The sequence below is a fragment of the Actinoalloteichus spitiensis RMV-1378 genome, assembly GCF_000239155.1.
Taxonomy (GTDB): domain Bacteria; phylum Actinomycetota; class Actinomycetes; order Mycobacteriales; family Pseudonocardiaceae; genus Actinoalloteichus_B; species Actinoalloteichus_B spitiensis.
The window spans coordinates 1-24,091 of the sequence record NZ_AGVX02000287.1; the positions used below are offsets into that span (position 1 = coordinate 1).

A 24,091-nucleotide genomic window follows, 5' to 3' on the forward strand; every position below is an offset into this window, starting at 1 on the left:
GGCGGCGCGGGGAACCCGCGCCGCCCACCCTTCGTGGAGGACTTCGGCGAGTCCCCCGGGTCAGCTCAGCGTGCCGCTGAGCTCGTTGGGGGCCGAGGGCAACGAACCGGTCGCCGTGATCTCACCGGACTCGAGGTCGACGGCGTGGATCTCGGTGGCGCTGGGGTCGCTGACGAACGCCGTGCCACCGCGCACGAAGATCGCGGGACGCGGCTGCTGCCACTCCAGCGGCTCCTCCCACTCGTCGATCACCGAGATGGTGTCGACGACCTCGGCGGTCTCCGGGTCGATCACGTGGATGGCGCCGTCGGTGCCGAGCACGAGGGCCTCGCCCTCCGGGCCCCGGGCCAGGGAGCGGAACGTGTAGCTGGTGCCCAGCTCGACGAGCTCCACGCTCGCGTTCTCGGTGTCGATCAGCGAGATCTGGGTGGGGCGCTCCAACTCGGCGTCCGGGTCCTGCTTGTAGTCACCGAGGGTGATGCTTGACTCCTCGGAGCCGGCCTGGTTCCCGATGCGCCCGTAGTCGGTGGGGCTGTCGACCTTGGTGATCTCGCCGTCGCGGTAGATCAGCACACCGGTCTCGCACCCGATGACCACGGCCTCGCCCTGCGCGGTGGCCTCGCCGTGCACACCGGGGCAGTCCTCGTTGCGGGCGATCTCCTCGCCGTCGCCGTCGAGCACGACGATGCCGGGGCGTTCGTCCTCGTTGCCCAGCGTGGTCACCAGCTCGCCGGTGGACAGCTCGACCGCCACGCCGTGGTGCGGCTCCGGGGTCGTGTAGGTGTCGGCCTCGGGCAGCGAGCCGCCCAGCGAGTCGGTGTCGAAGATCACGACTTCGCCGGAGCCGTCGAAGAACAGCACCGTCCGGCCCGCGTGGCGCACCACGTGCCCGGGCTTGGGGCCCTCGAACTCCAGGTCCGTCAGTTCCGGGGCGGCGGCGTCCAGCACCTGGAAGCCGGAGGACGTGGACACGAAGAGGTGGCGGTCGTCGCCGGCGGGGTTCAGCCGGTTGAAGCCGTCCAGGGCGATGTCCTCGACGATCTCCAGGGTCGTCGGGTCCAGCACGTAGAGGCCGCCGTCGTAGGTGGTGACGATCGGGTCGACGACCGAGGGTGCGCCGCCACCGGTCGCCGATCCGGCGTCGGTCGCCTCGTCGGTCTCCGTGGAGCCGCCGCACGCGCTGAGGGTGAGCGCGGCGGCGAGGGCCGGTACGGCCAGTGCTCTCACACGTCCGGCCGGCGTGCGTGGGGAGGTTCGCATCAGTGTGTTCGCTCTCTGTTCTCGTCAGTGTTCCCGGGTCGACGGTCGTTGATCCGGGTGCGGTCGGGTGGGGGTCAGAGCTGCCCGAGCAGCCCCTGGGAGATCGAGTCGGTGTTGGCCCGCATCATGTCCAGGTAGGTCTCCGCGCCCTCGCCCTCCTCGCTCAGCGATTCGGAGAAGAGCGGGACCACGGCCACGTCCAGACCCGCGTGGTCGGCCAGGACCTGCGCGAGCCGGTCCGGCTGGGAGGAGTCGGCGAAGATGGCCGCTACCCCGGCGTCGCGCACCGCCCCGGCGAGTTCTTCCAGGTCGGAGGCGCTGGGGGAGGCGAGTGTCGTCCCGCTGGGGATCACCGCGCCCACGACCTCGAAGTCGTAGCGTTCGGCGAGGTAGCCGAACACGTGGTGGTTGGTGACCAGCTGGCGCCGGTCGGCGGGGATCTCGGCGAACCGTTCCGCCATCTCCTCGTGCAGCGCCTCGAGTTCGGCGCGGTAGGCGTCGGCGTTGGCCCGCACGGTGTCCTCGTCGACGCCGCCGACGTGCTCGACGACGCGGTCGGTGATCTCCTCGACCACCGACACCACCCGCAGCGGGTCGGTCCAGAAGTGGGGGTCGGGTTCCCCCCGGGACTCGTCCGAGGTGTAGTCGAGGGGGTCGGCGTGGTCACCGGCGGGAACCACCGGCACCCCGGCCTCCTCCGCCGCGGCGACGTGGCGGAGCATCCCCTCCTCCAGGCCCAGCCCGTTGTGCACGAGCAGCCCGGCCCGCTCGACCAGTGCCGCCTCCCGGGCTGAGATCCCAAAGGAGTGCGGGTCGGCGTTGGGGCGCATCAGCACGGTCACCTCGGCCTGGTCGCCGATGATGTTGCGGGTGATGTCGCCGAGGATGTTGGTGGTGACCACGACCTCGGTGCGGTCGGCCTCGGCGGTCGAGCACCCGGTCGTCGCCGCCACCACCAGTCCGGTGGTCAGCGCGAGCAGGGATTCGGCGAGGCGGCGTGCGCGGCGGCTCATCGTCCCGTCTCCACCATGTGGCTGGCCAGCCCCGGAACCTCGAGGGTTCGGGCGACCCGCAGGTCGTCGTTGTAGTCGATCTCGTGGATCACGCCGGAGGTCGGGTCGTTGACGTAGGCCCGGCTGGTGTCGACCTCGATGACCGGGGCGGGTGTCCCGGTGGCGGCATCCGGCTCCAGCAGGGGCACCGCCGCGGTCTCCTCGCCGGTGTCCGGGTCGAGCCCGCGCAGCACCCCGTCAGCGGTCAGGACGAGGACGGCGGAGCCCTCGCCGGCCGTGTTGGCGGCCACGACGGGCTCGGTGGTCGTCCAGTGCCACCAGGTCCGCCCGGTGACGTCGAGGAGCCAGCCCTCCTCCTCCCCGGCGGGGCCGACCAGCGTGGTGCTGCCGGGCCGGTGGCGGAAGGCGGTGAGCCGCTCGCCGGACGTCGACTCCGGGTAGGCGATCAGTTCCCCCTCGAAACGGCCGTCGTCCTCGGTGACCAGCAGGGCGCCGTCCGCGCAGCCGAAGACCACTCCCCGGCGGGTCAGCGCCTGACCGCGCGGGTCCTCGCAGGGCACGTCGAGGGTCGACACGGCCTCCCCGTCGCGGTCCAGGACCTCCACTGCGCCGTCGCCGGTGGGGGCCAACAGGTGTTCCCGGTAGGGGACGGTGGCCGAGGGGCCGGCGGTGGGGACCTCCTCGACCCGGGGGACCACTGATCCGCCGTCGAGCTCGGCCCGGTCCAACACCAGCGTGTGGCCGTCGGCGGAGGAGAGCGCGGCGACGACGGGGTCGCTGAAGGCGTCGGTGAGGTCCACGCCGTCGACGGCGCCGACGTCCCGGACCTCGGCCCGGTAGTAGTGCACGTGGTCCCCGTGGTCGACCATCCAGGAACCGCTGTCGATGACGCGGACCGTGTCGTCGACGGCGGCGACGTAACCGAAGCGGCCGTCACCGGCGATTCCGCCGACGCCCTCGACCTGGCCGACCTCGTGGACCTCCTCGTCGATCAGGTCGAGCACTCTGACCTCACCGGTCTCCGCGTCCGCGATGACCAGCCGGGACTGCGCCTCCGCGGTCTCCTCGGCGCCTTCGACGTAGCCGTGGGGCACGTCCTCCTCGTCGGTGGCCGGGCTCTCCGCCGGTGTCGTGCTGCCGCAGGCCGCGATCAGGACGGACACCGACGCGAGCCCAGCCGCGAGCCGGACGGCCCGCGTGTGCTGTTGCCGTGTCACGGTTGGTACTCGGTCCTTTCGTGGTGGTCGTTCGGGGTTGGCTCGGCACGGGGCGCGCGCCGGACGAGGCGGGCGGCGAGTGCCGAGAGGACGAAGAGCAGGACGGCGGCGGCGACGATGGTCGCTCCGGCGGCCGTCCCGAAGTGCCAGGACACCAGCAGTCCCACGACGTTCGCGGTGATCCCCAGCGCGGCGGCGCCGGTCATGATCGCCGGCACGCGCCTGGCCCACAGCGCCGCCGCCGCCGGCGGTGCGATGAGGAGTCCGAAGACCAGCAGCGTGCCCACCACGTGGAACGAGGCGACGATCGCGAGGGTCACCAGACCCAGCAGCAGCCCCTCCGCCAGCCGCGGGCGCAGACCCAGGGTGTGCGCCTTGCGCGGGTCGAAGGTCAGGGCCAGGAACGCCCGGTACCCCAGCGCCGACACCAGGGCGGCGACGGCCAGCGCCACGGCGAGACCCACCAGGTCGCCGTCGCGCACGGCCAGGACGTCCCCGAAGAGGAAGCCGGTCAGGTCCACCGCGAAGGACCGGGAGTGCGACACGATGATGACGCCCGTCGAGAGCATCCCAACGAAGAGCAACCCGATCGCGGTGTCCCGGGAGATGCGGCGCGTCCGTCCCAACGCGTTCACCCCCAGCGCCATCACCCCCGCGCTCAGCGCGGCCCCGACCAGGGGACTCCCGCCGAGCAGCGAGGCCAGGGCGACTCCGGGGAGCATTCCGTGCGACATCGCGTCCCCGAGGAACGCCATGCCGCGCAGCACCACCCAGGTGCCCACGAGCGCGCAGACCAGCGAGACGAGCACGCCCGCCACCAGAGCCCGCTGCACGAAGGCCACCTCGAACGGCAGCAGAATGTCCATGGCGACGCACCCTATAGTGATAACCATTTTCATCAAACCCGGGAAGGGGTACCATGAGCGATTCAGTGCCAGGAATCACAGTCCGTGACGTCTCGGCCAGGTACGGCCCCGTTCGAGTGCTCGACCAGGTCACGGCAGGTATCCCCCGCGCACGGGTGACCGCCATCCTGGGACCCAACGGCGCGGGCAAGTCCTCGTTGCTCAACGTGATCGCCGGGACACTGCCGACCACCTCGGGCGGCGTCCTCGGCCGAGGCCCGCGCCCACCCGCCTACGTCCCGCAACGCAGCGAGGTCTCCGACGCCCTGCCCATCACCGTCCGTGCCACCGTCGCGATGGGACGGTGGGCGCACCGGGGCCCGTGGCGCCGCCTCACCCGGGCCGACCGGGCCGTCATCGACGAGTGCCTCGCCGAGCTCGGCATCTCCGACCTCGCCGAGCGGCAGTTGGGCGCGATCTCGGGCGGCCAACGCCAGCGCGCGCTGGTGGCCCAGGGACTCGCCCAGCAGGCCGACCTGCTGCTGTTGGACGAGCCCGCCGCCGGCCTCGACCTGAACGCGCGGTCCCTCATCGACGACGCGCTGCGCGCGGCGCGGGACCGGGGAACGACGGTGGTGCGGGTCACCCACGACCTCGAGACCGCCCGGGAGGCGGACCACTGCGTCCTGCTGCGTGAGGGCAGGGTGGTGGCGCAGGGCGCCCCAGCCACCGTGCTCGACGCCGACACCATCAGCCTGGCCTGGAACGTGCCCACCCCCGGGCGGTCCCCGGCCCCCCGCGGCGTGCCCACCGGCGGCTGAGGATGTCGCCGCGTGGACCGGACCGCGGCCATCCGACCACCGACGTCCCGCGCGATCCGCATCCCGGTTCCGGTCGGCGGCCCGGCACGCACCGCGCTCCTGAGTCGCTGGGCACCGCGCACCGCGCACCGCGCACCGGGGCCGACGGCCTCCCGGAACACGGACCGGCGGGGCGTCCCCGGACCGAACGAGCCGGGGAAGGGCCGGGGTAGCCGGCGGAGGTCCGCGCGGTTCGGACCCGGACCTCACCGCGCACCCGCGTCGACCCCGAACCCGCGAGTGCGCCAGCCAGGGGGGAGGGCCCGGACGGGCCCGGTGCCGTCCGGGCGAGCCGCCGTCGCGCACCCGCTCCCCACCGCTGGTGCCTCGGGGAACGCTCGGTCCCCGCCCCGCACGGTCCCGGCCCGTCCGGACCCTCGACGTCCCCCCGGGCGCTCCCCGCCCCGACGGCCGCCTGGGAGCAGCCGGGTCACCGGCCTACCCGGTGCCCGACGGCCCCACCGGCCCGAGCCCAGCCGGACACCGCCGCCACAGGCGCCGGCCCTCCGCCACCCGTCTGCCCCGGCAGGGCGCCCGGCCCTCGCGGGACCTCAGAACAACCGGACGGGGTTGACGATGTCGGCCGTCACCGTCAGCACCATCACCGCGGCGCCGATGAGGACCAGCACCAGCGTCACCCCGGTCAGCCGGTTGTAGTCGACGGGACCGCCCGCCGCCCTGCCGCGCAGCCCGCGCACCACGTCCCTGCCCCGCTCGTACCAGCCGACGGCGATGTGACCGCCGTCCAGCGGCAGCAGCGGCAGCAGGTTGAAGACGCCCATGAAGAAGTTCAGGCTCGCCAGCAGCAGCAGGAACAGCGGCCACAGGCCGTGCTGGACCGCCTCACCGCCGATGCGGCTGGCCCCGACCACGCTGATCGGCGTCTCCGGATCACGCTCCTCCCCGAGGATCGCCGACACCACCGCCGGGATCCGCTGGGGGAACTCCACCAGCCGGTGGAAGGTCCGCACCACCATGTCGCCGGTGAACACGGCGGTGCCCGCGACGGCCGCCACCGGCCCGTACTCGAACTGGCGGACGAAGGACACGCCGATCGTGCCCGTCGTCCGGATCTCCGGCGCGGGCTCCCCGGGCACCGCCACCGGCCGCTGGACCTGGCGCACGTCCACCGTCACGGGCTCGGTCCGGCCGTCACGGTCGATCTCCAGCCGGGTCGGGCCGGACGAGCCCCGCACGGCGGCGATGACCTCCGCGTAGGTCAGGGTGGAGACCCCGTCCACCGAGACGATCCGGTCACCGGGCCGGAGGCCCGCGTCCCGGGCGGGTGCGGCGTCACCCGGCTGGCACCGGGGGGCGCTGACCTCCTCGGGGGTCCTCGCGTCCCGCACGCAGGCGGCGACGGACTCCACCTGGGGAACACCAGCGAGGTTCGGCAGCCCCATCGTCGTGGCCATCAGGTAGAGGATCACGAACCCGAGGCCGAACTGCATGACCGAGCCGGACGCCATCACCACCGTCCGCTTCCAGACGGGGAACCGCCACATCGCCCGAGGAGCCTCCTCGGGGGTGACCTCGTCGAGGGAGGTCATCCCCGCGATCTCGCAGAAACCACCCAACGGGATCGCCTTCAGGCCGTACTGGGTGTGCCCCCGTCGGAAGGAGAAGATCGTCGGCCCGAAACCCACGAAGTACCGGCGGACCCGCATCCCGAAGGCGCGAGCGGTCCACATGTGGCCCGCTTCGTGCAGGGAGACCGAGAACCAGAAGCACAGCACGAACAACACGACGCCGAGAACGTACGCGAGCACCCGAGGGCCCTCCTGGTGAGGCGTGGCGCGACCTCGGCGAGCGTACCGAGCGCGGGTCCGATCCGCCGTGCGTCCCGAGTCCACCAGCCGAGTGGTTCCGCTGGGCTTGCCGCGAGAGGGTTCGCCGCCGCCTGGCGTCGAACGGAACGCTCCGGGAAGCGTGGGGCGGCCGACCTGGTCGCCGTCCGCCGTCGACAGGTGCTGGTCGGTGACCTGCGAGTGCCGGTTGGGTACGGGTCGAGCTGAGCGAGGTCCCCGCTGAGCGGCGCCAGGCCCACTCGAACGGGAGGTGTGGTGGCGGCTCCGGTAGGGAGCCGCACCACCCGCCGAGGGGAGGCGAGTCCGCGCCGAGCTTGCGGGTGGTGCCGTCCGCTGTCCCCGCGCACCGTGATCGGCAGGCCTACCCGGTGGGGTAGAGCCCCTCCGGCGGCCAACCTTCTGAGTAGGGGCGAACCGCTCCGTTCCGCACCATCCTTCGGAAGATCCGCTTGAGCCGCTCGTTGCACGACGAACCACACACGTGGCGGTCACGGTGCTGCCATGCGGCGGAGGCCGAGACCGGGGACCCGCAGACGCGGCACTCCTCGCCGCCGAGGGCTCTCGATCCCGCTGCCAGCGACTTGTTGTGCCAGTCCCAGTAGCTCAGGCAGTGCTCGGGTTGCGAAAAGGTGATCTCGGGTTCGCGGTGCGAGTGGAACCGTTGCGGTCCTGAGCGGTGGATTCCAACGATCCCAGCATCGTGAGCATGTCCGTCTCGGACAGCAGCCGAATACCGCTGCCCCTCTCGATCATCGTCAGGGCGGCGCGCACCTTCGCGCCGTGGAACCCTGCCAGGTCGCCCCGGTACCCGTCGCCGATCACCAGGTACCGGGTGCGCGGAGTCACCCTGGTCGCGACGGTCCCTCCCGCGGCCGTCACCAACCGTTCGGCCTCCGACCGTGACGACGTCGACAGTCGTCCCGTGATGACGACGACGCTCCCACGGAAGGGAGCCTCCTGGTGCGCCGGGGTTCCGCTGACCGCCGGGTTATCGGTGGGCCGGGCGGGCGCGGGCATGGACTCCTGCATCCTGCCGCCGAGGGGTGCCGACCGGCTGCCCGCTCTGCTGGCGAGCCCGTCCACGGTGTCGGCATCCGCGCGGCTCATCAGCTCCAGGCAGATCCGCGCGCAGGCCTCCGCGTCGCTCAGGGCGTCGTGGTGGCGGTTCAGTGCCACGCCGAGGTGGTCGGCCACGACGGGGAGCCGGAAGCTCTCCAGGTCGAGCAGCGCTTTGGACCACTGGAGGGTGCAGCCGAAGGTCACGGCAGGGTAGCTGATCCCGTCGGTCTCGCAGGCCCGCAGCAGTGCAGACCGCTCGAACGAGGCGTTGTGCGCGACGACGACCCGGCCGCCGATGTACGCGACCAGCGTGGGGAGGATCTCGGCGAACTTCGGCGCTCCGCTGATGTGGTCGGGGGTGATGCCGTGCACGGCGATGTTCCGGGGGGTGAAGTAGTTCAGGTCCCCGGGAGGGACGCACAGGGTCTCGTAACGGTGCACGATCTCGCTGTCCCGGACGGTCACCAGTCCGACCGCGCAGATCGATCCGCGTTTCTCATTGGCCGTCTCGACATCCAGTGCTACGAACTCACTGCTCACGCGGCAGCCACCTCGATGCTGATCGGACAGACCCGTTTACCGGTACCCGTGGACATGTAGGGCCGGGCCAGACGTTGCCTCTCGATCTGGTCCCACAGGTTCGCGATCCTGTCCAGCCAGCGCGCGAGCATGAGCGCGTCGTGCACCAGGTCAGGAGGGGACCCGCCGGCCACTGGGCCTTCCTGGGGAGGGTTGGGGATGTTCGGCCATTCGGGCTCCACCAGTCGTTCCGCCTGGGGGTGTTCCAGGTAGATCCGCTGTAGGCGGTGAACTTCCTCGCGTATCGCCCCCACGGTGCGCGCGGTGTCCATGTGCACCGCGTCGGGGGAGGAGAGGACATCGAGTTCCCTCCTCGCTCTCGCCGTGGCGAGCAGCCACCGGTCCGACACGAGGTCCGCGACCCTCGGGTCGTCGCGCTCGAGAACCCAGGCTCCTCCCAGTCGGGATATTCCCAGGTTCGGGCCCGTGTCGACGTGCCACAGCACGGCTCGGTCGGCGTTGACGTCGACGACGCAGTTCGATCTCATCCAACCCCCAGTGTTGTCCTCACTGGAGGATCATCGTCCGTGGCCGTGGGGGTGTTGCCAGCGGAACGTCACGAGTTGGATGCGGGTGGTTCCCGGCCGGGTGGGACGTGGAGTCACGCGCCGGCCAGGGGTAGTGCCCGGTCGCTGGTCGCCGGCCGTCGCGTGGGCCGTGTCGTCCGCGTGCCGTTCTCCGTCGCACGGGGGCCCGCCGACGGCGGCCTGGCGAGGAACGGGTGACCGGCGTTCCCGTCCCGGTCAGGAGGGGGAGCCGCCGAACGGGACCCGCCAGTGGTGGCGACCCGAGGAGACCTCCACTGGTGCCCGCCCCGGCAGGACCACGGTGGCCGTCGTCCCGGTGGGCACCACCAGGTCGACGCCCAGCTCGCCGTCCGCCCGGCACCACGCCACGCTCGCCGTGCCGTACGGGGTGTCGTGGCTGGCCGAGGCGTGGGTGAGACCGCCACCGGGCACCGGGCGGACGAGCAGCCGCCGGTAACCCGGAGCGGCCGGGGCGAGTCCGGCCACGGTGCGGTGCAGCCAGTCCGCCACCGCGCCCAGCGCGTAGTGGTTGAAGGAGGTCATCTGGCCTGGGTTGACGGTGCCGTCGGGCAGCAGGCTGTCCCAACGTTCCCAGATGGTCGTCGCGCCTCGTGTCACCGGGTACAGCCACGACGGGCACTCCCGCCGCATCAGCAGGGCGTAGGCGGTGTCGACGTGGCCGGACTCGGTGAGCGCGTCGCAGATCACCGGTGTTCCGGCGAACCCGGTCCCGATCCGGTACCCCCCGTCGCGGACGAGTTCGGCCAGTCGCCTCCCCGCCCCCTCCCGGGCCGGCCCGGGAGGGATCAGCCCGAAGCGGAGGGCGAGCGCGTACGACGTCTGGGCGTCGTCCTCGACCCGGCCGGTGGGCCCGACCCAGCGGCGGACGAAGGCGTCGGCGACCCTCGACGCGAGCGCGGCGTACCGCTCCTCGTCAGCGGTTTCGCCCAGCACACCCGCCATCGCGGAGACCACGGACGCCGACCGGGCGAAGTAGGCGGTGGCGACCAGGTGCGGGTCGGCCTTCCCCCCGGCCGGGTCGTCGGCGGGTGCACTGGGGTCGAGCCAGTCACCCAACTGCTCGCCGTCGTCCCAGAGGTGGTCGGGCCCGGCGTCCCTGGCGACGCGGTCCACCCAGGACCGGGCGCTGTCGTACTGGTCGCGGAGCACCCGCACGTCACCGAAGCGCTGGTACAACTCCCACGGCACCAGGACCGCCGCGTCGCCCCACACCGCCGCCGGGGACGGGGAGTCGTTCCACCGCCGGGCCGGCACCACCGGGACGAAGAAGGGCACCGTACCGTCCGGCAACTGCTCAGCGGCCAGGTCCCGCAGCCAGGACGACAGCATGCCCGCGCAGTCGTGCAGGAAGGCCGCCGTCGGGGTGAACACCTGGATGTCACCGGTCCACCCGAGCCGTTCGTCCCGCTGCGGGCAGTCGGTGGGGATGTCGACGAAGTTGCCGCGCATGCTCCGGACCACGTTGGCGTGCAGCTGGTTCACCAGGGGGTCCGAGCAGTGGAAGCTGCCCGTCGCCCGCATGTCGGTGTGGTAGACCCGCGCCACGACGTCCACGAGGTCAGCGTCCCCGGTGATCTCGGCGTACCGGAAACCGTGGAAGGTGAACCTCGGCTCCCAGGACCGGGGCCCCGACCCGTCGAGCACGTAGCCGTCGGTCGCCCGGGCGGACCGCAACGGCCGGACGCAGAGTTCACCGTCCTCGAGCACCTCGGCGTGCCTGATCCGCACGTGCGTCCCCTCCTCGCCCCGGACGGTCAGGCGGAGGCGTCCGACGACGTTCTGGCCGAAGTCCAGGATGGTCGCCCCCGAGGGCGAGGTGGTCACCGCGACGGGACGCAGCTCCTCCGTCCGCCGCACCGGCGGGCCGGTGGGGGCGACGAGCGTCGACGGGTCGCGTTCCACCACGCGGACCTCGGACCACTCCGAGGCGTCGAACCCGGGCCGCGACCACCCGGGCCGCTCCGCCCTGGCGTCGTAGTGTTCACCGTCGTAGATGCTGGTCGAGCTGATCGGGGACGGGGCGCACCGCCAGGCGGGCCCGGTGCCGACCAGCTCGACGCGGCCGTCCGCGTAGCCGAGTTCCAGCTGCACCAGCAGGGCCGTCGTGTCGCCGTAGATACCCCTGGTACCCCCGGCGAAGCCGAGCCTGCCCCGGTACCACCCCTCCGCGAGCCAGCCACCCAGGACGTTCTCGCCCGGGGAGACGAGGTCGGTGACGTCGAAGGTCTGGTAGCGCAACCTGGTGTGGTAACTCGTCCAGCCGGGTGCGAGCGCGTGGTCGCCGACCCGGCGCCCGTTGAGTTCCAGTTCGTACATGCCGAGCGCGGACGCGTACAGCCGTGCCGTCACCGGCCGCTCGCCGACCACGAAGGAGTGCCGGAGCAGTACGGCGGCGGTCTCGTCGGTGCCCGGGAGCTCGGTGGGGGCGACGAACCCGGCGCGCCAGTCCTCGGCTCGCAGCAGCCCCGCCTCCACCCACAGCCTCGGGCTCCAGTCCGTCGGCAGGTCCTCGCCCGCGCCCCACACCCGGACCCGCACCCCGCGTCGCGCTCGGGATCGCAGCGGTTCGCCGGGCCAGGGCACGAGCACGCTGTCCGGTGAGTCCAGCCGGCCGGTGGTGGTCGTCGTCGCCGTGGCGGGGTCGGTCACCTCGATCTCGTAGGCGGCCTGCCGCCACCCCGGTTCGTCGGAGTGGAGCCGCCAGGACAGCCGAGGGGACGCATCGCCGATGCCGAGCGGTTCGTCGTGGTGCTCGGCTCGCGGGGTGGTGACGGTCGTTCCTCCGCCTCGGTGCTGGGACAAGTGCGTTCCTCTCCGGGGGTTCACCGGGACCGCGCCGAACGCGGTGCCGTGCGCCGCCGTGCATGCGGGGGCGGCGGCGCCGTCCCCCACGGCATCACTCCACTGGGTACCAGGGTCAACCCCGGATGTGCCTCGGTCGCCACCCTGATGGGGGAAGGCCGCGCCGGACAGGTGGCCCAGGGATCGACTTCCGCGCCGACCGGCCCGCCCGGCCCTCGCCCCGTCCGGTGGCGCGGTGGGTGCCGGGGGAACGGGTGCGCGAGCCGCCGCTCGCGCGGCTCCGCCCCACCGCGAGGTCACCGCGCGATGAGCTTCAGCACGCCACCCTCCCCGTTCGCCGACAGGTAGACCGCCCCGTCGGGGCCCACCGCGAGCCCGGCGAAGGGCCGGGGAACACCCGGCATCCCGGCGGCGGTCAGGGCCGTCGGCGTGCGGGGCGCCCCGGGGGGCGCGCCCACTGCCAGGTCCGTCGCCTCCACCCTGACCTCACCGGTGTCGGGGTCGACCGCGATGAGCCGTCGCCGGCCGACCTCCAGAACCAGCAGGTCCCCGCCGCGCACCGCGAGGCCCTGCGGCAGGTCCAGGCCCTCCGCCACGGGGACCGCGACGCCGTCGTCGACGCGGTGCAGGACCCCGGCGGCCTCGTCGGTGACGTAGCAGCGCCCCTGCCGGTCGACGGCGACGTCGACGGGGCGGTCCAGGCCGTCCACGAGCACCGTCACCGTGTCCCGCTGGTCGACGACCACCACCCGGCCCCCGCCGGACTCGGCGACGAGAACGGTCCCGTCGTCCCGCGCGGCCACCCCGACCGGGGTGACCAACCCCTCGACCCGCGTCCGGTCCGCCCCGGTGCCGGGGTCGTAGGTCCGCAGCTCGCCGAACTCGGAGGTCAGGTGGAGCACGCCGCGCGTGTCGCAGGTCAGGGCGTGGGTGAACGGCAACAGCTCCCGCGTGGTCACGGTCCCCCCGTCCTCGAGCGAGGCCAGCCGGTAGTGGTCCCCGACGTGCACCCCTCCGCCCAGGTCGACGGTGACGCCGAACGGGCCGCTCAGCCCCCGGGGCACGATCTGCCGTGACCGGCCGTCCGGCCGCAGCTCGGCGATGCCGCCACTCGCGTAGCTGGACACGAACATGCGGCCCCCAGCGTCGAAGGCGGCGTTGTCCAGCCCCACGATGCCGCTGGACACCACCGAGCGTTCCCCGGCCCCCCACCGGCTGAGGCGGGTCACGATGCCGGCTTCGCCCCTCGACAGCACGAGCAGGTCCCCGGCCGGGTCGAAGCGCACCGCCACCGGGTGGTGGACGTCCTCCGCCACGAGCTCCGGCCCGCCACCGTCGACGGGAACCCGGAACACCTCGCCGGTGAGCATGTGCGGGTAGTACAGCCACCCGTCCGGCCCGAGCTGCATCGCGTTGCCCATGGCCAGCTCGTCGGCCAGCACCACGGGAGCGCCGCCGGCGGGGAACAGCTCCAGCAACCGGCCGCCCGGACGCATCTCGTTGACGAACAGCCGGTCGCCCACGACGGCGATCCCGTTGGGCAGGACGACGTCGTCGGCGACGAGCGCGTACTCCCCCGAAGGGCTCCGCCGCCACACCCGACCCGGCACGAGGTCGGTGACGTAGAGGGAACCGTCCGGTCCGAACGCGAGGTCGTCCGGGGACTGGATCGGACCGCCGGCGGGAACGACCGTGTCCACCGCACCCGAGGCGAGGTCGACGGCGCTGATGACGCCCGCCAGGAACTGCGCCACGTACAACCGGCCGTCCGGGCCGAACGCCACACCGTTGGAGCCCCACAGCCGGTTCGGTCCGGTGAGACGCCGCACGTCCCACCGCCCGCCGCCCACCGGCTCCCGCCGGGCACCGTACCCGGTCGACCCCGGTTCCCCGGTCACGAGGAAGCCCCCAGCACCTCGTCCATCCCGCCCTCGGCACGCCACCGGCGGAGCAGGCGGTGGAAGGCGACGGGGCCATCGGCGTAGGTCCCGCCCCGGGGGCGCGGCCGGCCCTCGTTGTTGTAGTAGCCGGGGGTGCACTCGGATTGGAACCGGTACTGGTCGGGGGCGTTCCTCCCCAGGTCGTCGACCCAGGCGGCCTCGGCCCCGGCGGTCGGTTCGACGAGCGCGCCCCGTCGCCGCGCCTCCGCCACCACCTCGGCGATGTGGGTGGCCTGTTCGTCGAGGACGTGCACGAAGTTGACCGAGGCGGCCTTGTGGAGCGCGCCGAGGTGGAAGAGGTTCGGGAACCCGTGGCTGTAGAAGCCGTGCAGGGTGCGCGGCCCCTCCCGCCAGTACTCCAGCAGCGCCAGCCCACCCCGCCCGTGCACGGGCAGCCGGCCGCGCAGCACGTCGGACATCCCGACCTCGAAACCGGTGGCGAAGATGACGCAGTCGACCTCGTACTCGCGGTCGCCGACCACCACGCCGGTCTCGGTGAGGCGTTCCACCCCGCCGTGGTCGGCGGTGTCGACCAGGGTGACGTTCTCCCGGTTGAAGGTCGCCAGGTACTCGTCGCTGAAGGTCGGCCGTTTGCACAGGTACCGGTACCAGGGCTTGAGCGCCTCGGCGGTCGTCGGGTCGTCGATCTCGGCCGCCACGCGGGCCCGGATCTCGTTCATCTTCTGGAAGTCGGCGATCTCGTCCGCCGTCTCGCGTTCCTCGGGGGAGAGGCCGGTGTACGCGTCGGTGGGGATCAGCTTCTGGAGCAGCCGGGCGCTGGAGGTCCACCCGTCGCCGACCAGGTCCTCCTCGACCCGTTCCCCGCTGACCACCGCGAGGAAGTTGTCCCGGCGCCGCCGCTGCCAGCCCGGGGTGAGCGTCCGCACCCAGGCGGGGTCGGTGCGGCGGTTCCCCCGGGTGTCCACCGAGGACGGGGTCCGCTGGAAGACGTACAGGTGCTGGGAGTCCCGCCCCAGGTGGGGGACCACCTGGATGGCGGTGGCTCCGGTGCCGATGAGGGCGACGCGCCTGTCGGCGAGGCCGACCAGGCCACCGTCGGCGCTGCCACCGGTGTAGTCGTAGTCCCACCTGCTCGTGTGGAAGGTGTGGCCCCGGAAGGTGTCGATCCCGGGGATGCCCGGCAGTTTCGGCTGGTCGAGCGTTCCGTGGGAGACGACCACGTGCCGCGCCCGGATGCGGTCCTCGCGGTCGGTTCCCACGACCCATTCCGCGGTCCGCTCGTCCCACCGCAGTTCCCGGACGGCGGTGCGGAAGCAGGCGTCCCGGTAGAGGTCGTACTTCCTGGCGATGGCCTGGGCGTGGCGGAGGATCTCCGCTCCCGGCGAGTACTTCCACTCGGGGACGGTGCCGACCTCCTCCAACAGGGGCAGGTACACGTAGGACTCGATGTCGCAGTGGATGCCCGGGTAGCGGTTCCAGTACCACGTCCCGCCGAAGTCGCCGCCCTTCTCGATCACGCGGATCCGCTGGACGCCGGCCTGGCGGAGTCGGCTGGCGGCCAGCAGACCGCCGAAGCCGCCGCCGACCACCACCACGTCCACCTGGTCGGTCAGGGGGGACCGGGGGGTCTCGGCCCCCGTGTAGGGGTCCTCCGCGTAGTAGCCGAAACGGCCCTCCGGCCGCTGGTGGTGGAGCCTGCCGTCCGTGCGGAGCCGGCGGTCCCGCTCCTCGCGGTACTTGGCGCGGAGAGCGTCGGGGTCGAAGTCCAGGTCGTCCGGGATGGTCGGTGTACCGGAGGTCGACATGCGTGCCTTTCGTCGCGGTGATCACCACTGGGTTCCAGGAAACTCACCCGCCACCATTAAGTCAAGCGAGTGATTTAATGCCACTGGTCGTCCGGACGCCCCGTTCGGCCAGTGGCTCGCCCACCGGGGCGGACCACTGCTCGCGGAACCGCTCAACCAGGGGGCGTGGACGAGGCCGCGCCTGGCGGCCGTCCGCCGGATCCCCTCGGCCACCTCGTCAGCCTCAGCAGCCAGGGCCGCTCCTCCCAGGACGCGGTGGCCGACCTGGTGACCAGGGCCGGCGCCGCACCTGCCCGCCGGCGGAGGCGGAACGGGAGAACACCGAGGACCCCGAGGGCTGTCCTCCCGCCGGCTGACCGCCGTCACCCTCGGGGGCCGTGCTCGGCATGTACGGTGGCCACGACGGTGTGACCCAGGGGGATCCTGGTCGTCGTCCTGGCGAACGTGCTGACCCGCGAGACCCTCCAGCCGGCCACCGCCGTGGAGATCCTGCTGGCCACCGGGGTCAACTCCGTCGCCGTGATCGCCGAAACGTCGCGTCGCCGGGGATTCGATCGATCGACCGGGCCGTGGTCGTCCTCATCGCGGTGGGCGCCCTCGGGGCTGCGCCGCAGCCGGGTCCGGCGGCGGTTCCCGCCCACCCTGCTGCGCGGGCTGACCCCTCGTCGGAGGCACCGCGGTCCTCAGCACGGTCTTCCTCTCCTGACCGGACCCCGCCTCAGCCCAGCCACCGGGCCGCACCACCCACCGGCCGATCCCTGCGCGACGCCGGAACGGACGACGACCGCCGTACCGCCCGAGGGGCGGCGTGGCCCGGGAGGGCCAGGCCACCCTGACGGCCACGGGGCTCGCGCGGGCAGGGCGGCGGAGAAGCTCCCGGCGTCGCGGTACCGGGATCGGACTGGATGGGACGGTCCGCGCGGCAAAGGGTATGAGCCCTGGCCGAAGGCCGTGGAGGACGCCGGCTGGTTCGGCGACACTGGCCCGGGCGACCACGTCCCCGACGTGGAGCCGGAACGTGCACCTCCCCTCGGCGGAAGGACGACCGGTGAGCGAGAACGGCACCACGGTCAAGTGCCTGGTCTGGGACCTGGACAACACGCTGTGGCAGGGCACCCTGCTGGAGGACGAGGACGTCTCCGTCAGCGGTGAGATCCTCCAGGTGGTCCAGGCACTCGACGCGCGGGGGATCCTCCAGGCGGTCGCCAGCAAGAACGACCACGACCACGCGTGGGCACGACTGGAGCGGCTCGGCATCGCCGAGTACTTCGTCCTCGCCGGGATCGGGTGGGGGCCCAAGTCGCGGTCGGTGCGGTCGATCGCGGAGCGGCTGAACTTCGCCCACCACACCATCGCCTTCGTTGACGACCAGCCGACCGAACGCGCCGAGGTCGCCTTCCACCTGCCCGACGTCCGCTGCTACCCCGCCGAGGAGGCGACCAGTTTCCCCTCGCTCCCCGAGTTCACCCCGAGGACGACCACCGTGGACTCCGCACGGCGGCGGGCGATGGTCCAGGCCCAGTTCCGCCGGGAGGCAGAACGGTCCGAGTTCGCCGGGCCCGACGTGGAGTTCCTGCGCACCCTCGACCTCGACCTCCGGCTGTTCCGGGCCACCGAAAGCGAGCTCAGCCGCGTCGAGGAGCTGACCCTGCGCACCAGCCAGATGAACGCCACCGGGGTCCACTACTCGGACGAGTCCCTGCGCGACCTGCTCGAGGACGAGAACCACGACGTGCTGGTGGCCACCCTCAGCGATCGTTTCGGCACCCACGGGGCGATCGGCGTCGTGCTCCTGGAACGCCATCCCACCGCCTGGCACCTGAAACTGCTCGCCACCTCCTGCCGGGTGGTCTCGTTCGGTGTGGGCGGCGTGATCCTCAACTGGATCTCGGACCAGGCCGCCCAGAACGGGGCGCACCTGGTCGCCGACTTCCGGCGCACCGAGCGGAACCGCATGATGGAGGTCGCCTACCGCTTCGCGGGATTCGACGACCAGGACTGCCCCTGCCGAGCGGAGATCGGCCCGTCGGCGACCGGGGGCGTTCGCCAACTGCACCTGCGGGCCGCGCGGCGCGAATCCCCCGACACGCTCCGGCTCACCGCTCCCGATCTGGCGCACCGCCCGGGTGAGGCGGTCACGCCGCTCGGGTGAGCGGGTCGACCAGTACTCGACGACCAGCACCTCCTGGCCGTCGGTGTGCACCTGCTCCGGCACCCGCACCGGCGACGGGAGGTCGGGCATGGCCCGCTACGCCCGGATCTCGTGGGCGAGCCTCGCGCACCAGAACTCATCCCCGGATCGCAGGACCCTGATCGCAGGACGGTCGCGGTGGCTGCCACGGGCAAGCAGGGCCTTCCCCGGTCGCCGAACACCTCGGTCATCTCGGCCCCACCGAGGTCGAGTGCGGCGGGATCAGGCGGACAGCTGGTCATCGGCGACGCGTCCTTCCTCGCCCCGTTGGTCGGCCGACCACGGGACCCGCCGTCAGGGCTGTGCCAGGGTGCGGGAGGGGGTACTGCTCCCCACGCGAGCACGCCCGACGCACGGACCTCGCCACCACCGGGCGGACGCGGCAGCGCGTCCACTTCCGAGACGGGACGGTCACATGTCCGGCGAAGTACCCCGGAGCAGTCCCCTGGGGACGCGATCGAGCTGGCCGTTCCTCGAACCGTCCACCGTGGGAGGCCGCCCGACTCCTCCCGGAGCCGGCTCCCTGTCGGACGTGGTTGGTGCTCCGGCTCGTCCCCGGTTGCCCGGCGGCGGGGGCAGTCCGCCCGTCTCGGGCGGCCCAACCCCCACCGCCGGTGGCTTTTCCGTTAACGCCCCGCTCGCTGGTGGTAGTCGGCCGCCAGCAGCCCGAACAGCAGGTCGTCGGCCCACTCGTCGCGTACCCAGGTGTTGGCCCGTCGTAGCCCTTCCCGTTCTAATCCGAGACGGTCCAGCAGGCGTGCGGAGGCGTCGTTGCGGGGGTCGCATTCGGCTGACACCCGGTGCAGGCACCGGTCGACGAACAGGTGTTCCAGCATGCGGCTGACGGCTTCGGTGGCGTAGCCGTGTCCGTGGTGGGGTGCGGCCAGGGTGAAGCCGAGGTCGGCCTGCATGCCGTTCTCGTGCAGGTTCACGCCGAGGTCGCCGATGAGGTTCCCGTTCAGGGAGATGGCGTAGGGGAACCAGCCGGGGCGGTCGGGGTCGTGGTGCTGGTAGCGGGCGATGGTTTCGGTGGCCTGTTCGACGGACAGCGGTGTCTGCCAGGCCTGGTAGCGGGCGATGGCCGGGTCGGAGCGGTAGGCGGCGAGTGCCGCCGCGTCGCCGGGCTGGAACCGGCGGAGGACCAGGCGCGGGCTGACCAGCCATGGGCTTGTCGGTGGGGTGGGTGGTTCCGCTGGGCTTGGCATCTCCTCACCCCCGCTTGCGGAGTACGTAGCACTGGAACAGTGCGTGTCCGGACGGGGTGGCCGCGCTGCGTTGGAGTACGTCCAGCCCTGACATCTCGCACCACGGGGCGCTGACGAGGATGGGGGTGTGGCCGAGCAGGACGACGAGCCCGCCGTCCCGGCACCGGCTGACCGCCGCCGCCAGCAGTTCGTGGGCCTGTGCGGTGCCCACCACGAACGCGTTGAGGTGGCGGCAGATCACCAGGTCGGCACTGCCCGGGGGAATGGCCGGCCTGATGCTGTCGCCGCAGTGGGTCTCGTCCACCCGGGACCGCGCGTAGGCGGCCATCTGGGGGCTGAGGTCCTGCCCGACCGTGCGGGTCTCGGGAACCCGTCGTTGGACGGCCTGGAGGAACGCCCCCGTCGAGCAGGCGGCGTCGTAGGCGACGCCGCCCCGGAACCCGAGTTCGACGAGCCGGTCCGGCACGGAGTCGCGCAGCACCGACTCGGCGTGGTCGAGTTCGCGGGCGAACTCCTCGGTGAGTTCCCAACCGTCCGGGTCGAACTCGGCCGCCGCGTCGCGGACCCGGTCGCCGAGCTGGGCGAAGGGGTAGTACAGCTCGGCTCCCGGGTCGGCCACGGCCGCCGCGAACAGCGCAGTCCGTTCGGCCTCGTCCAACGGGCGGTGGAACACGGCGACGTGGTCCTCGGCGACCTGTTCCCGCTCCACCACCCCCAGCAGCATGTCCGCCTGGACCAGGCACCCCTTGAGGCGTTCGGCGGGTTCCCCGTCCCGGTCGGGGCCGGGGTAGGCGGCCTCGGTCTTGCGGCCGACCAGCCGCAGCCCGGACACCTGGAGGTAGAACAGGTCGTACGGTTTGCCCTCGGCGTAGGTCTCGACGACGCGCTCCGGTGCGCGTTCCGCCACTCCCGTCAGTGTGATCACCGGGATCCCTCCAGTGCGTCGCGGATGGCCGTGGCCGTGCCGCGCAGGTGGTCGTCGTCGAACAGCAACTCGTGCCGGCCGGGTACCGAGGTCACGACCAGGCCGGGGAACAGGGCGCGGTCCCAGCCGCGCGGTCGGGTCGCGGCGGGGTCCTCCCCGCCGGCCACCAGCAGGGCCACCCGGTCCGGGTAGGCGGGTTGCGGGTAGCGGGAGGCCAGGGTGCCGTTGTGCTCCAACTCGTCGGCGAGGTCGACGCCCTCCGGGGAGTCGGCGTCCACGCCCAGCTCGGCCAACCGCTCCCGGATCCCTTCCCGCACGTCCCCGGTGGGGGTGAGGGCGTTGAGGTTGTGGCTGTCGATGAGGAGCAGGTCGGTGACCGCGTCGCCGTGGGCCCGCATCTGCCGGGCCATCTCCAGGGCGACCACCCCGCCGAAGGACCACCCGCCGAGGTGGAAGGGGCCTTCGGGTTCGAGGGTGCGCACCCACTCGACGTAGCGGGTGGCCATGTCGGCGAGGGTGCCGAACCGGTTGCCGGGTTGGCCGAACCGGGGGTCGGAGATGACGTGCAGCCGCCACTCGGGCAGCAGCGGGGCCAGCCCGTGGTAGGGCAGGGCCAGGCCCTCACCGGGGTGTACCAGGAACAACGCCCCACCGGTGGCGTCGGGGTTCAGGGTCTGGACGTAGCGGGAACCCGAACCGGCGACCGGCGCCAGCAGCTGTTCGGCCAGCCCCGCGACGGTGCCGGCCTTGAGGATCTGGGGGACGTCGCAGCGCACGCCGTCGGGCAGGTTCTCCCGCAGCACCCGCAGCAGCCGCACCACCAGCAGGGAGTGGCCGCCGAGGTCGAAGAAGTCGTCATGGGCGCCGATACCGCTGACGCCCAGTACCTCCTCCCAGCAGCGGGCGATGAGGACTTCCAGTTCGGTGGACGGTGGTCGGGACGCCTCGGCCACCGCCGTCGACGCCCCGGCGGCGGCCAGGTCGGCGAGGCGCCGCTGGTCGACCTTGCCGTTGGGGGTCAGCGGCAGGTCGGCGAGCACGGAGATCCCGCCGACCATCCAGTCGGGCAGCCGTTGGCCCAACCACCGCCGCAGCTCGCCGGGGTCCACTTCGGCGTCGGCGCGGGGGACGGCGAAGGTGACCAGGGTGCCCTGGTGGGCGACGGTGACGGCCTGCCGGACGGCCGGGTGGGCCTCGGCGGTGCGGTCGACCTCGGCGGGTTCGACGCGGTGCCCGCGCACCTTCACCTGGCGGTCCTGCCGGCCGAGGAACTCCAGTTCCCCGGTGGGCAGCCACCGTGCCCGGTCGCCGGTGCGGTAGAGCCGGCCGGCGCCGAAGGGGTTGGCGGGGAAGGCGCGGGCGGTCAGCTCCTCGTCGCCCAGGTATCCCGCGCCCACGGCGACTCCGGCGATGGCGAGTTCGCCGGCGCAGCCGGGCGGCACCTCCCGCAGGTGGTCGTCGACGACGTGCACGGTGGTGCCGGCGATGGCGCGCCCGATCGGCACCCGGTCGCCCCGCCCGTCCTCGGGGACGCAGGTGTGGTGGGTGACGCTGATGGACGCCTCGGTCGGCCCGTAGGCCTGGTGCAGCCGGGCCCCGAGCCCCGAGTCGTGGAAGGCGCGGACCAGGGCGGGGGTGACGGCCTCCCCGCCGGAGAGGACGTGCCGCAGCCCCGAGCAGTCGGCGGCCCCGGGGCCGTCGAGGAACGCGGCGAGCAGGGTCGGCAGGAAGTGCGCGACCGACACCCGCTGCGCGACGACCAGTTCGGCGAGCCGGTCGGTGTCCAACACGGCCTCGGCCGGGGCGAGCACCGCGGTGCCGCCGTGGGCCAGCGGGAAGAACACCTCCCACAGCGCGATGTCGAAGGCCGTTCCGGCGGTGGCCAGCACCCGGGGCGGTTCCTCGGTGGGGAAGGCCGTGCCCGACCAGAGCACCCGGTTCACCAGGCCGGCCTGCGGGACCAGGACGCCCTTGGGGGTGCCGGTGGAGCCGGAGGTGTAGACGACGGCGGCGTCCCGGGCCGGGTCGGTCGACCGGGGCGGGGACGGGGGCTCCTCGCTCGCCCCGGTGAGAGTGCCGTCGGGGTGCACGACGGGCCACGCGGCGAACTCGGCCGGGTCGAGGTCGGTCAGGACCGCCGCCAGACCCGCGTCGGCGGCGATCGTCCGCCGCCGGGCCGCCGGGTGGTCCGGGTCGAGCAGCACCGGTACCGCACCGTGCTGGTGGAGCGCCAGCAGCGCGGTGACGAAGGCCGCCGACCGCCCCAGGCAGACACCGACGAGGTGGCCGCGCCCCACGCCGGCCGCCGCGATCCGGTCCGCGAGCGCGGCGGACCGGGCGCCCAACTCGGCGTGGGTGAGGACCACGTCGTCGGCCACGACGGCCGGCGCGTCCGGTGTGGTGTCCCGGTGTGGGACGACCAGGTCGAGCAGGGTCGCCGCCCCGGGCCGCCCCGGGGCGTCGGTGCCGGTGGCGTTCCAGCTCGCGATGAGGGCGCGGTCGGTCTCGGGCAGCACGTCGAGTTCCCGCAGCCGCGCGTCGGGCCGGCGGCACAGCTGCTCCATGAGCAGTTGGAAGGTGGCGATCAGCCGGTCCACCTCGTCGGCGGTGAAGTGGGTGGTGTCGTAGTTGAAGTGGAAGGCGAGCTTCTCCAGGGGGAGGACGATCAGGCCGATCGGGTACTCGGTCTTCTCCTGGGCGTGCAGGTCGATGACCTGGATGCTCAGCTCGTCGTCGCCGGGAAGGTTGTCCTCGGGGTAGTTCTCGAAGGCCACCAGGCTGTCGAACACGTGCCCACCCGAGAGCTTGGTCCCCCCGGCCCAGGACTTGATCTGGGCGAGCGGAACGTGGCCCTGGGCGGCGGTGGTGGCCAGGTCGCGGTGGATGGCCGACAGCAGCTCGGTCACCGTCCGTTCGGGGTCGAGCCGGATGCGCAGCGGGATGGTGTTGATGAACAACCCGACCATGTGCTCCGAACCGGCCAGCTCGGGCGGCCGCCCGGCGATGGTGAGGCCGTGCACCACGTCCTGCGCCCCGGACCGCAACGCCAGCAGCATGCTCCACGCCGCCTGCGTGATCGCGTTGGAGGTGACGCCGTAGTCGCGGGAGGCCTCGGCCACCAGCGCGGTCAGCGACTCGCTGAACTCGTGGACCACGGTGTGGAACAGTCCCTCCTGGTCGGAGGGGGCCTCGGAGAACGGGGTGGGGGCCAGGTCGGCCAGGTACTCCCGCCAGAAGCGTTCCGCGCCGTCCCCCCGGGCCGTCCTGGCCCGGATCCAGCCGACGTAGTCGCGGTAGGGGCGGCACGGGCTCAGCTGGGGTTCGCGGCCGTGCGCCAGCTCCTCGTAGATCCGGAACATGTCGCCCCAGATCAGCGACAGGCACCAGCCGTCGAGGAGGATGTGGTGGTGGCTCCACAGCAGGTAGTGGCTGCCGGTGCCGCGTCGGACCAGGGTGAGCCGGTACAGCGGGCAGGCGTCCAGGCCCAGGCCCGTCTCCCGGTCCTCGACCAGCAGCCGCTCCAACAGACCGGCGTGCTCCTCCGGGGCGTGGCTGGACCAGTCGAGCACCGTCCACGGCGGTTCCACGTCGGACCGCACGTACTGGAGCGGTTCGGTCAGCTCCTCCCAGACGAACCCGGTCCGCAGGATCTCGTAGCGGTCGGCGACCCGCCGCCACGCCTCCCGCAGCGCGTCCTCGTCGACCTCGCCGACCAGTTCCAGTACGTTCTGGTTGAAGTAGGCGTCGGAGTCCGGCCAGTACAGGCCCCGGAACAGCATGCCCGCCTGCATGGGGGCCAGCGGGTAGACGTCGACGACACCGGGTCGGGAGCGCACGGCGTCCAGCTGGTCCTGGTCGATCCCCGCGAACAGCGCCTCCTCGCCGGGTTCGGCCATGGGTTGCTCGACGGCGGGGGCGTCGGCGGCCCGGTCCGCCGCGGCGGCCATCGCGCGGACGGTGCGCTCGGCGAAGATGGTCGCCACCTCCAGCCGGATGCCCTGCCGTTGGGCGCGGGCGGCCAGCCGCATGCTGGAGACCGAGTCCCCGCCGGAGCGGAAGAAGTCGTCGTCGAC

Annotated in this window: 15 protein-coding genes; 2 read left to right on the forward strand and 13 right to left on the reverse strand. The window is 72.8% G+C overall.

Annotation, left to right across the window (positions count from 1 at the left end; all coding sequences use genetic code 11):
* Nucleotides 1–60: 60 nt before the first annotated feature.
* From aztD to aztB, 4 genes are all read right to left on the reverse strand, one after another.
* Nucleotides 61–1,260 (reverse strand): zinc metallochaperone AztD, encoded by a 1,200-nt coding sequence (gene aztD, locus ACTIDRAF_RS0213315; protein WP_016699232.1) that lies wholly within the window; start codon nt 1,258–1,260, stop codon nt 61–63.
* Nucleotides 1,261–1,334: 74 nt separating this feature from the next.
* Nucleotides 1,335–2,273, reverse strand: coding sequence for a zinc ABC transporter substrate-binding protein AztC (gene aztC, locus ACTIDRAF_RS0213320; protein WP_016699233.1), 939 nt, complete (start codon nt 2,271–2,273; stop codon nt 1,335–1,337).
* Nucleotides 2,270–3,490, reverse strand: a complete 1,221-nt coding sequence (locus tag ACTIDRAF_RS0213325) for a hypothetical protein (RefSeq protein WP_016699234.1) — start codon at nt 3,488–3,490, stop codon at nt 2,270–2,272. The genes aztC and ACTIDRAF_RS0213325 overlap by 4 nt, the downstream gene beginning before the upstream one ends.
* A complete protein-coding gene (aztB, locus tag ACTIDRAF_RS0213330; RefSeq protein WP_016699235.1) occupies nt 3,487–4,356 on the reverse strand; it encodes a zinc ABC transporter permease AztB in 870 nt (289 codons plus the stop codon). The genes ACTIDRAF_RS0213325 and aztB overlap by 4 nt, the downstream gene beginning before the upstream one ends.
* A 53-nt stretch (nt 4,357–4,409) precedes the next feature.
* Between aztB and aztA the strand changes: the two genes are divergently transcribed.
* Complete coding sequence (gene aztA, locus ACTIDRAF_RS0213335) at nt 4,410–5,156, forward strand: zinc ABC transporter ATP-binding protein AztA (protein ID WP_026066067.1); 747 nt, start codon at nt 4,410–4,412, stop codon at nt 5,154–5,156.
* A 590-nt stretch (nt 5,157–5,746) separates the two neighbouring features.
* Here aztA and ACTIDRAF_RS0213340 read toward each other — a convergent pair.
* The 6 genes from ACTIDRAF_RS0213340 to ACTIDRAF_RS0213365 form a co-directional block, all read right to left on the reverse strand.
* Nucleotides 5,747–6,964 carry a M50 family metallopeptidase gene (locus ACTIDRAF_RS0213340; RefSeq protein ID WP_016699237.1) on the reverse strand — a complete coding sequence of 406 codons (1,218 nt, stop codon included), beginning with the start codon at nt 6,962–6,964 and terminating at the stop codon, nt 5,747–5,749.
* Between the two features lie 642 nt (nt 6,965–7,606).
* Entirely contained in the window at nt 7,607–8,602 is a 996-nt protein-coding gene (locus ACTIDRAF_RS28735) for an exonuclease domain-containing protein (protein ID WP_016699238.1), read from the reverse strand.
* Nucleotides 8,599–9,129, reverse strand: coding sequence for a hypothetical protein (locus tag ACTIDRAF_RS0213350; protein WP_016699239.1), 531 nt, complete (start codon nt 9,127–9,129; stop codon nt 8,599–8,601). The genes ACTIDRAF_RS28735 and ACTIDRAF_RS0213350 overlap by 4 nt, the downstream gene beginning before the upstream one ends.
* Nucleotides 9,130–9,384: 255 nt before the next feature.
* Nucleotides 9,385–11,991, reverse strand: a complete 2,607-nt coding sequence (locus tag ACTIDRAF_RS0213355; protein WP_039787205.1) for a glycoside hydrolase family 78 protein — start codon at nt 11,989–11,991, stop codon at nt 9,385–9,387.
* A gap of 296 nt (nt 11,992–12,287) precedes the next feature.
* Complete coding sequence (locus ACTIDRAF_RS0213360) at nt 12,288–13,889, reverse strand: SMP-30/gluconolactonase/LRE family protein (RefSeq protein WP_016699241.1); 1,602 nt, start codon at nt 13,887–13,889, stop codon at nt 12,288–12,290.
* Nucleotides 13,886–15,697 carry a flavin-containing monooxygenase gene (locus ACTIDRAF_RS0213365; protein WP_016699242.1) on the reverse strand — a complete coding sequence of 604 codons (1,812 nt, stop codon included), beginning with the start codon at nt 15,695–15,697 and terminating at the stop codon, nt 13,886–13,888. Before ACTIDRAF_RS0213365 ends, ACTIDRAF_RS0213360 begins: the two co-directional genes overlap by 4 nt.
* Before the next feature lie 1,048 nt (nt 15,698–16,745).
* Between ACTIDRAF_RS0213365 and ACTIDRAF_RS28740 the strand changes: the two genes are divergently transcribed.
* Nucleotides 16,746–17,849 carry an HAD-IIIC family phosphatase gene (locus tag ACTIDRAF_RS28740; RefSeq protein WP_016699244.1) on the forward strand — a complete coding sequence of 368 codons (1,104 nt, stop codon included), beginning with the start codon at nt 16,746–16,748 and terminating at the stop codon, nt 17,847–17,849.
* 665 nt (nt 17,850–18,514) lie between these two features.
* Here the strand turns inward: ACTIDRAF_RS28740 and ACTIDRAF_RS0213380 are convergent.
* The 3 genes from ACTIDRAF_RS0213380 to ACTIDRAF_RS0213390 all read right to left on the reverse strand — a co-directional run.
* The gene (locus tag ACTIDRAF_RS0213380; RefSeq protein WP_016699245.1) at nt 18,515–19,093 is read right to left on the reverse strand and encodes a GNAT family N-acetyltransferase; all 579 of its coding nucleotides are present in this window, start codon (nt 19,091–19,093) and stop codon (nt 18,515–18,517) included.
* Between the two features lie 4 nt (nt 19,094–19,097).
* Complete coding sequence (locus ACTIDRAF_RS0213385; protein ID WP_016699246.1) at nt 19,098–20,018, reverse strand: class I SAM-dependent methyltransferase; 921 nt, start codon at nt 20,016–20,018, stop codon at nt 19,098–19,100.
* On the reverse strand, nt 20,015–24,091 hold a 4,077-nt coding region (locus ACTIDRAF_RS0213390), incomplete at its 5' end, for a non-ribosomal peptide synthetase (RefSeq protein WP_016699247.1). The genes ACTIDRAF_RS0213390 and ACTIDRAF_RS0213385, both read right to left, overlap by 4 nt.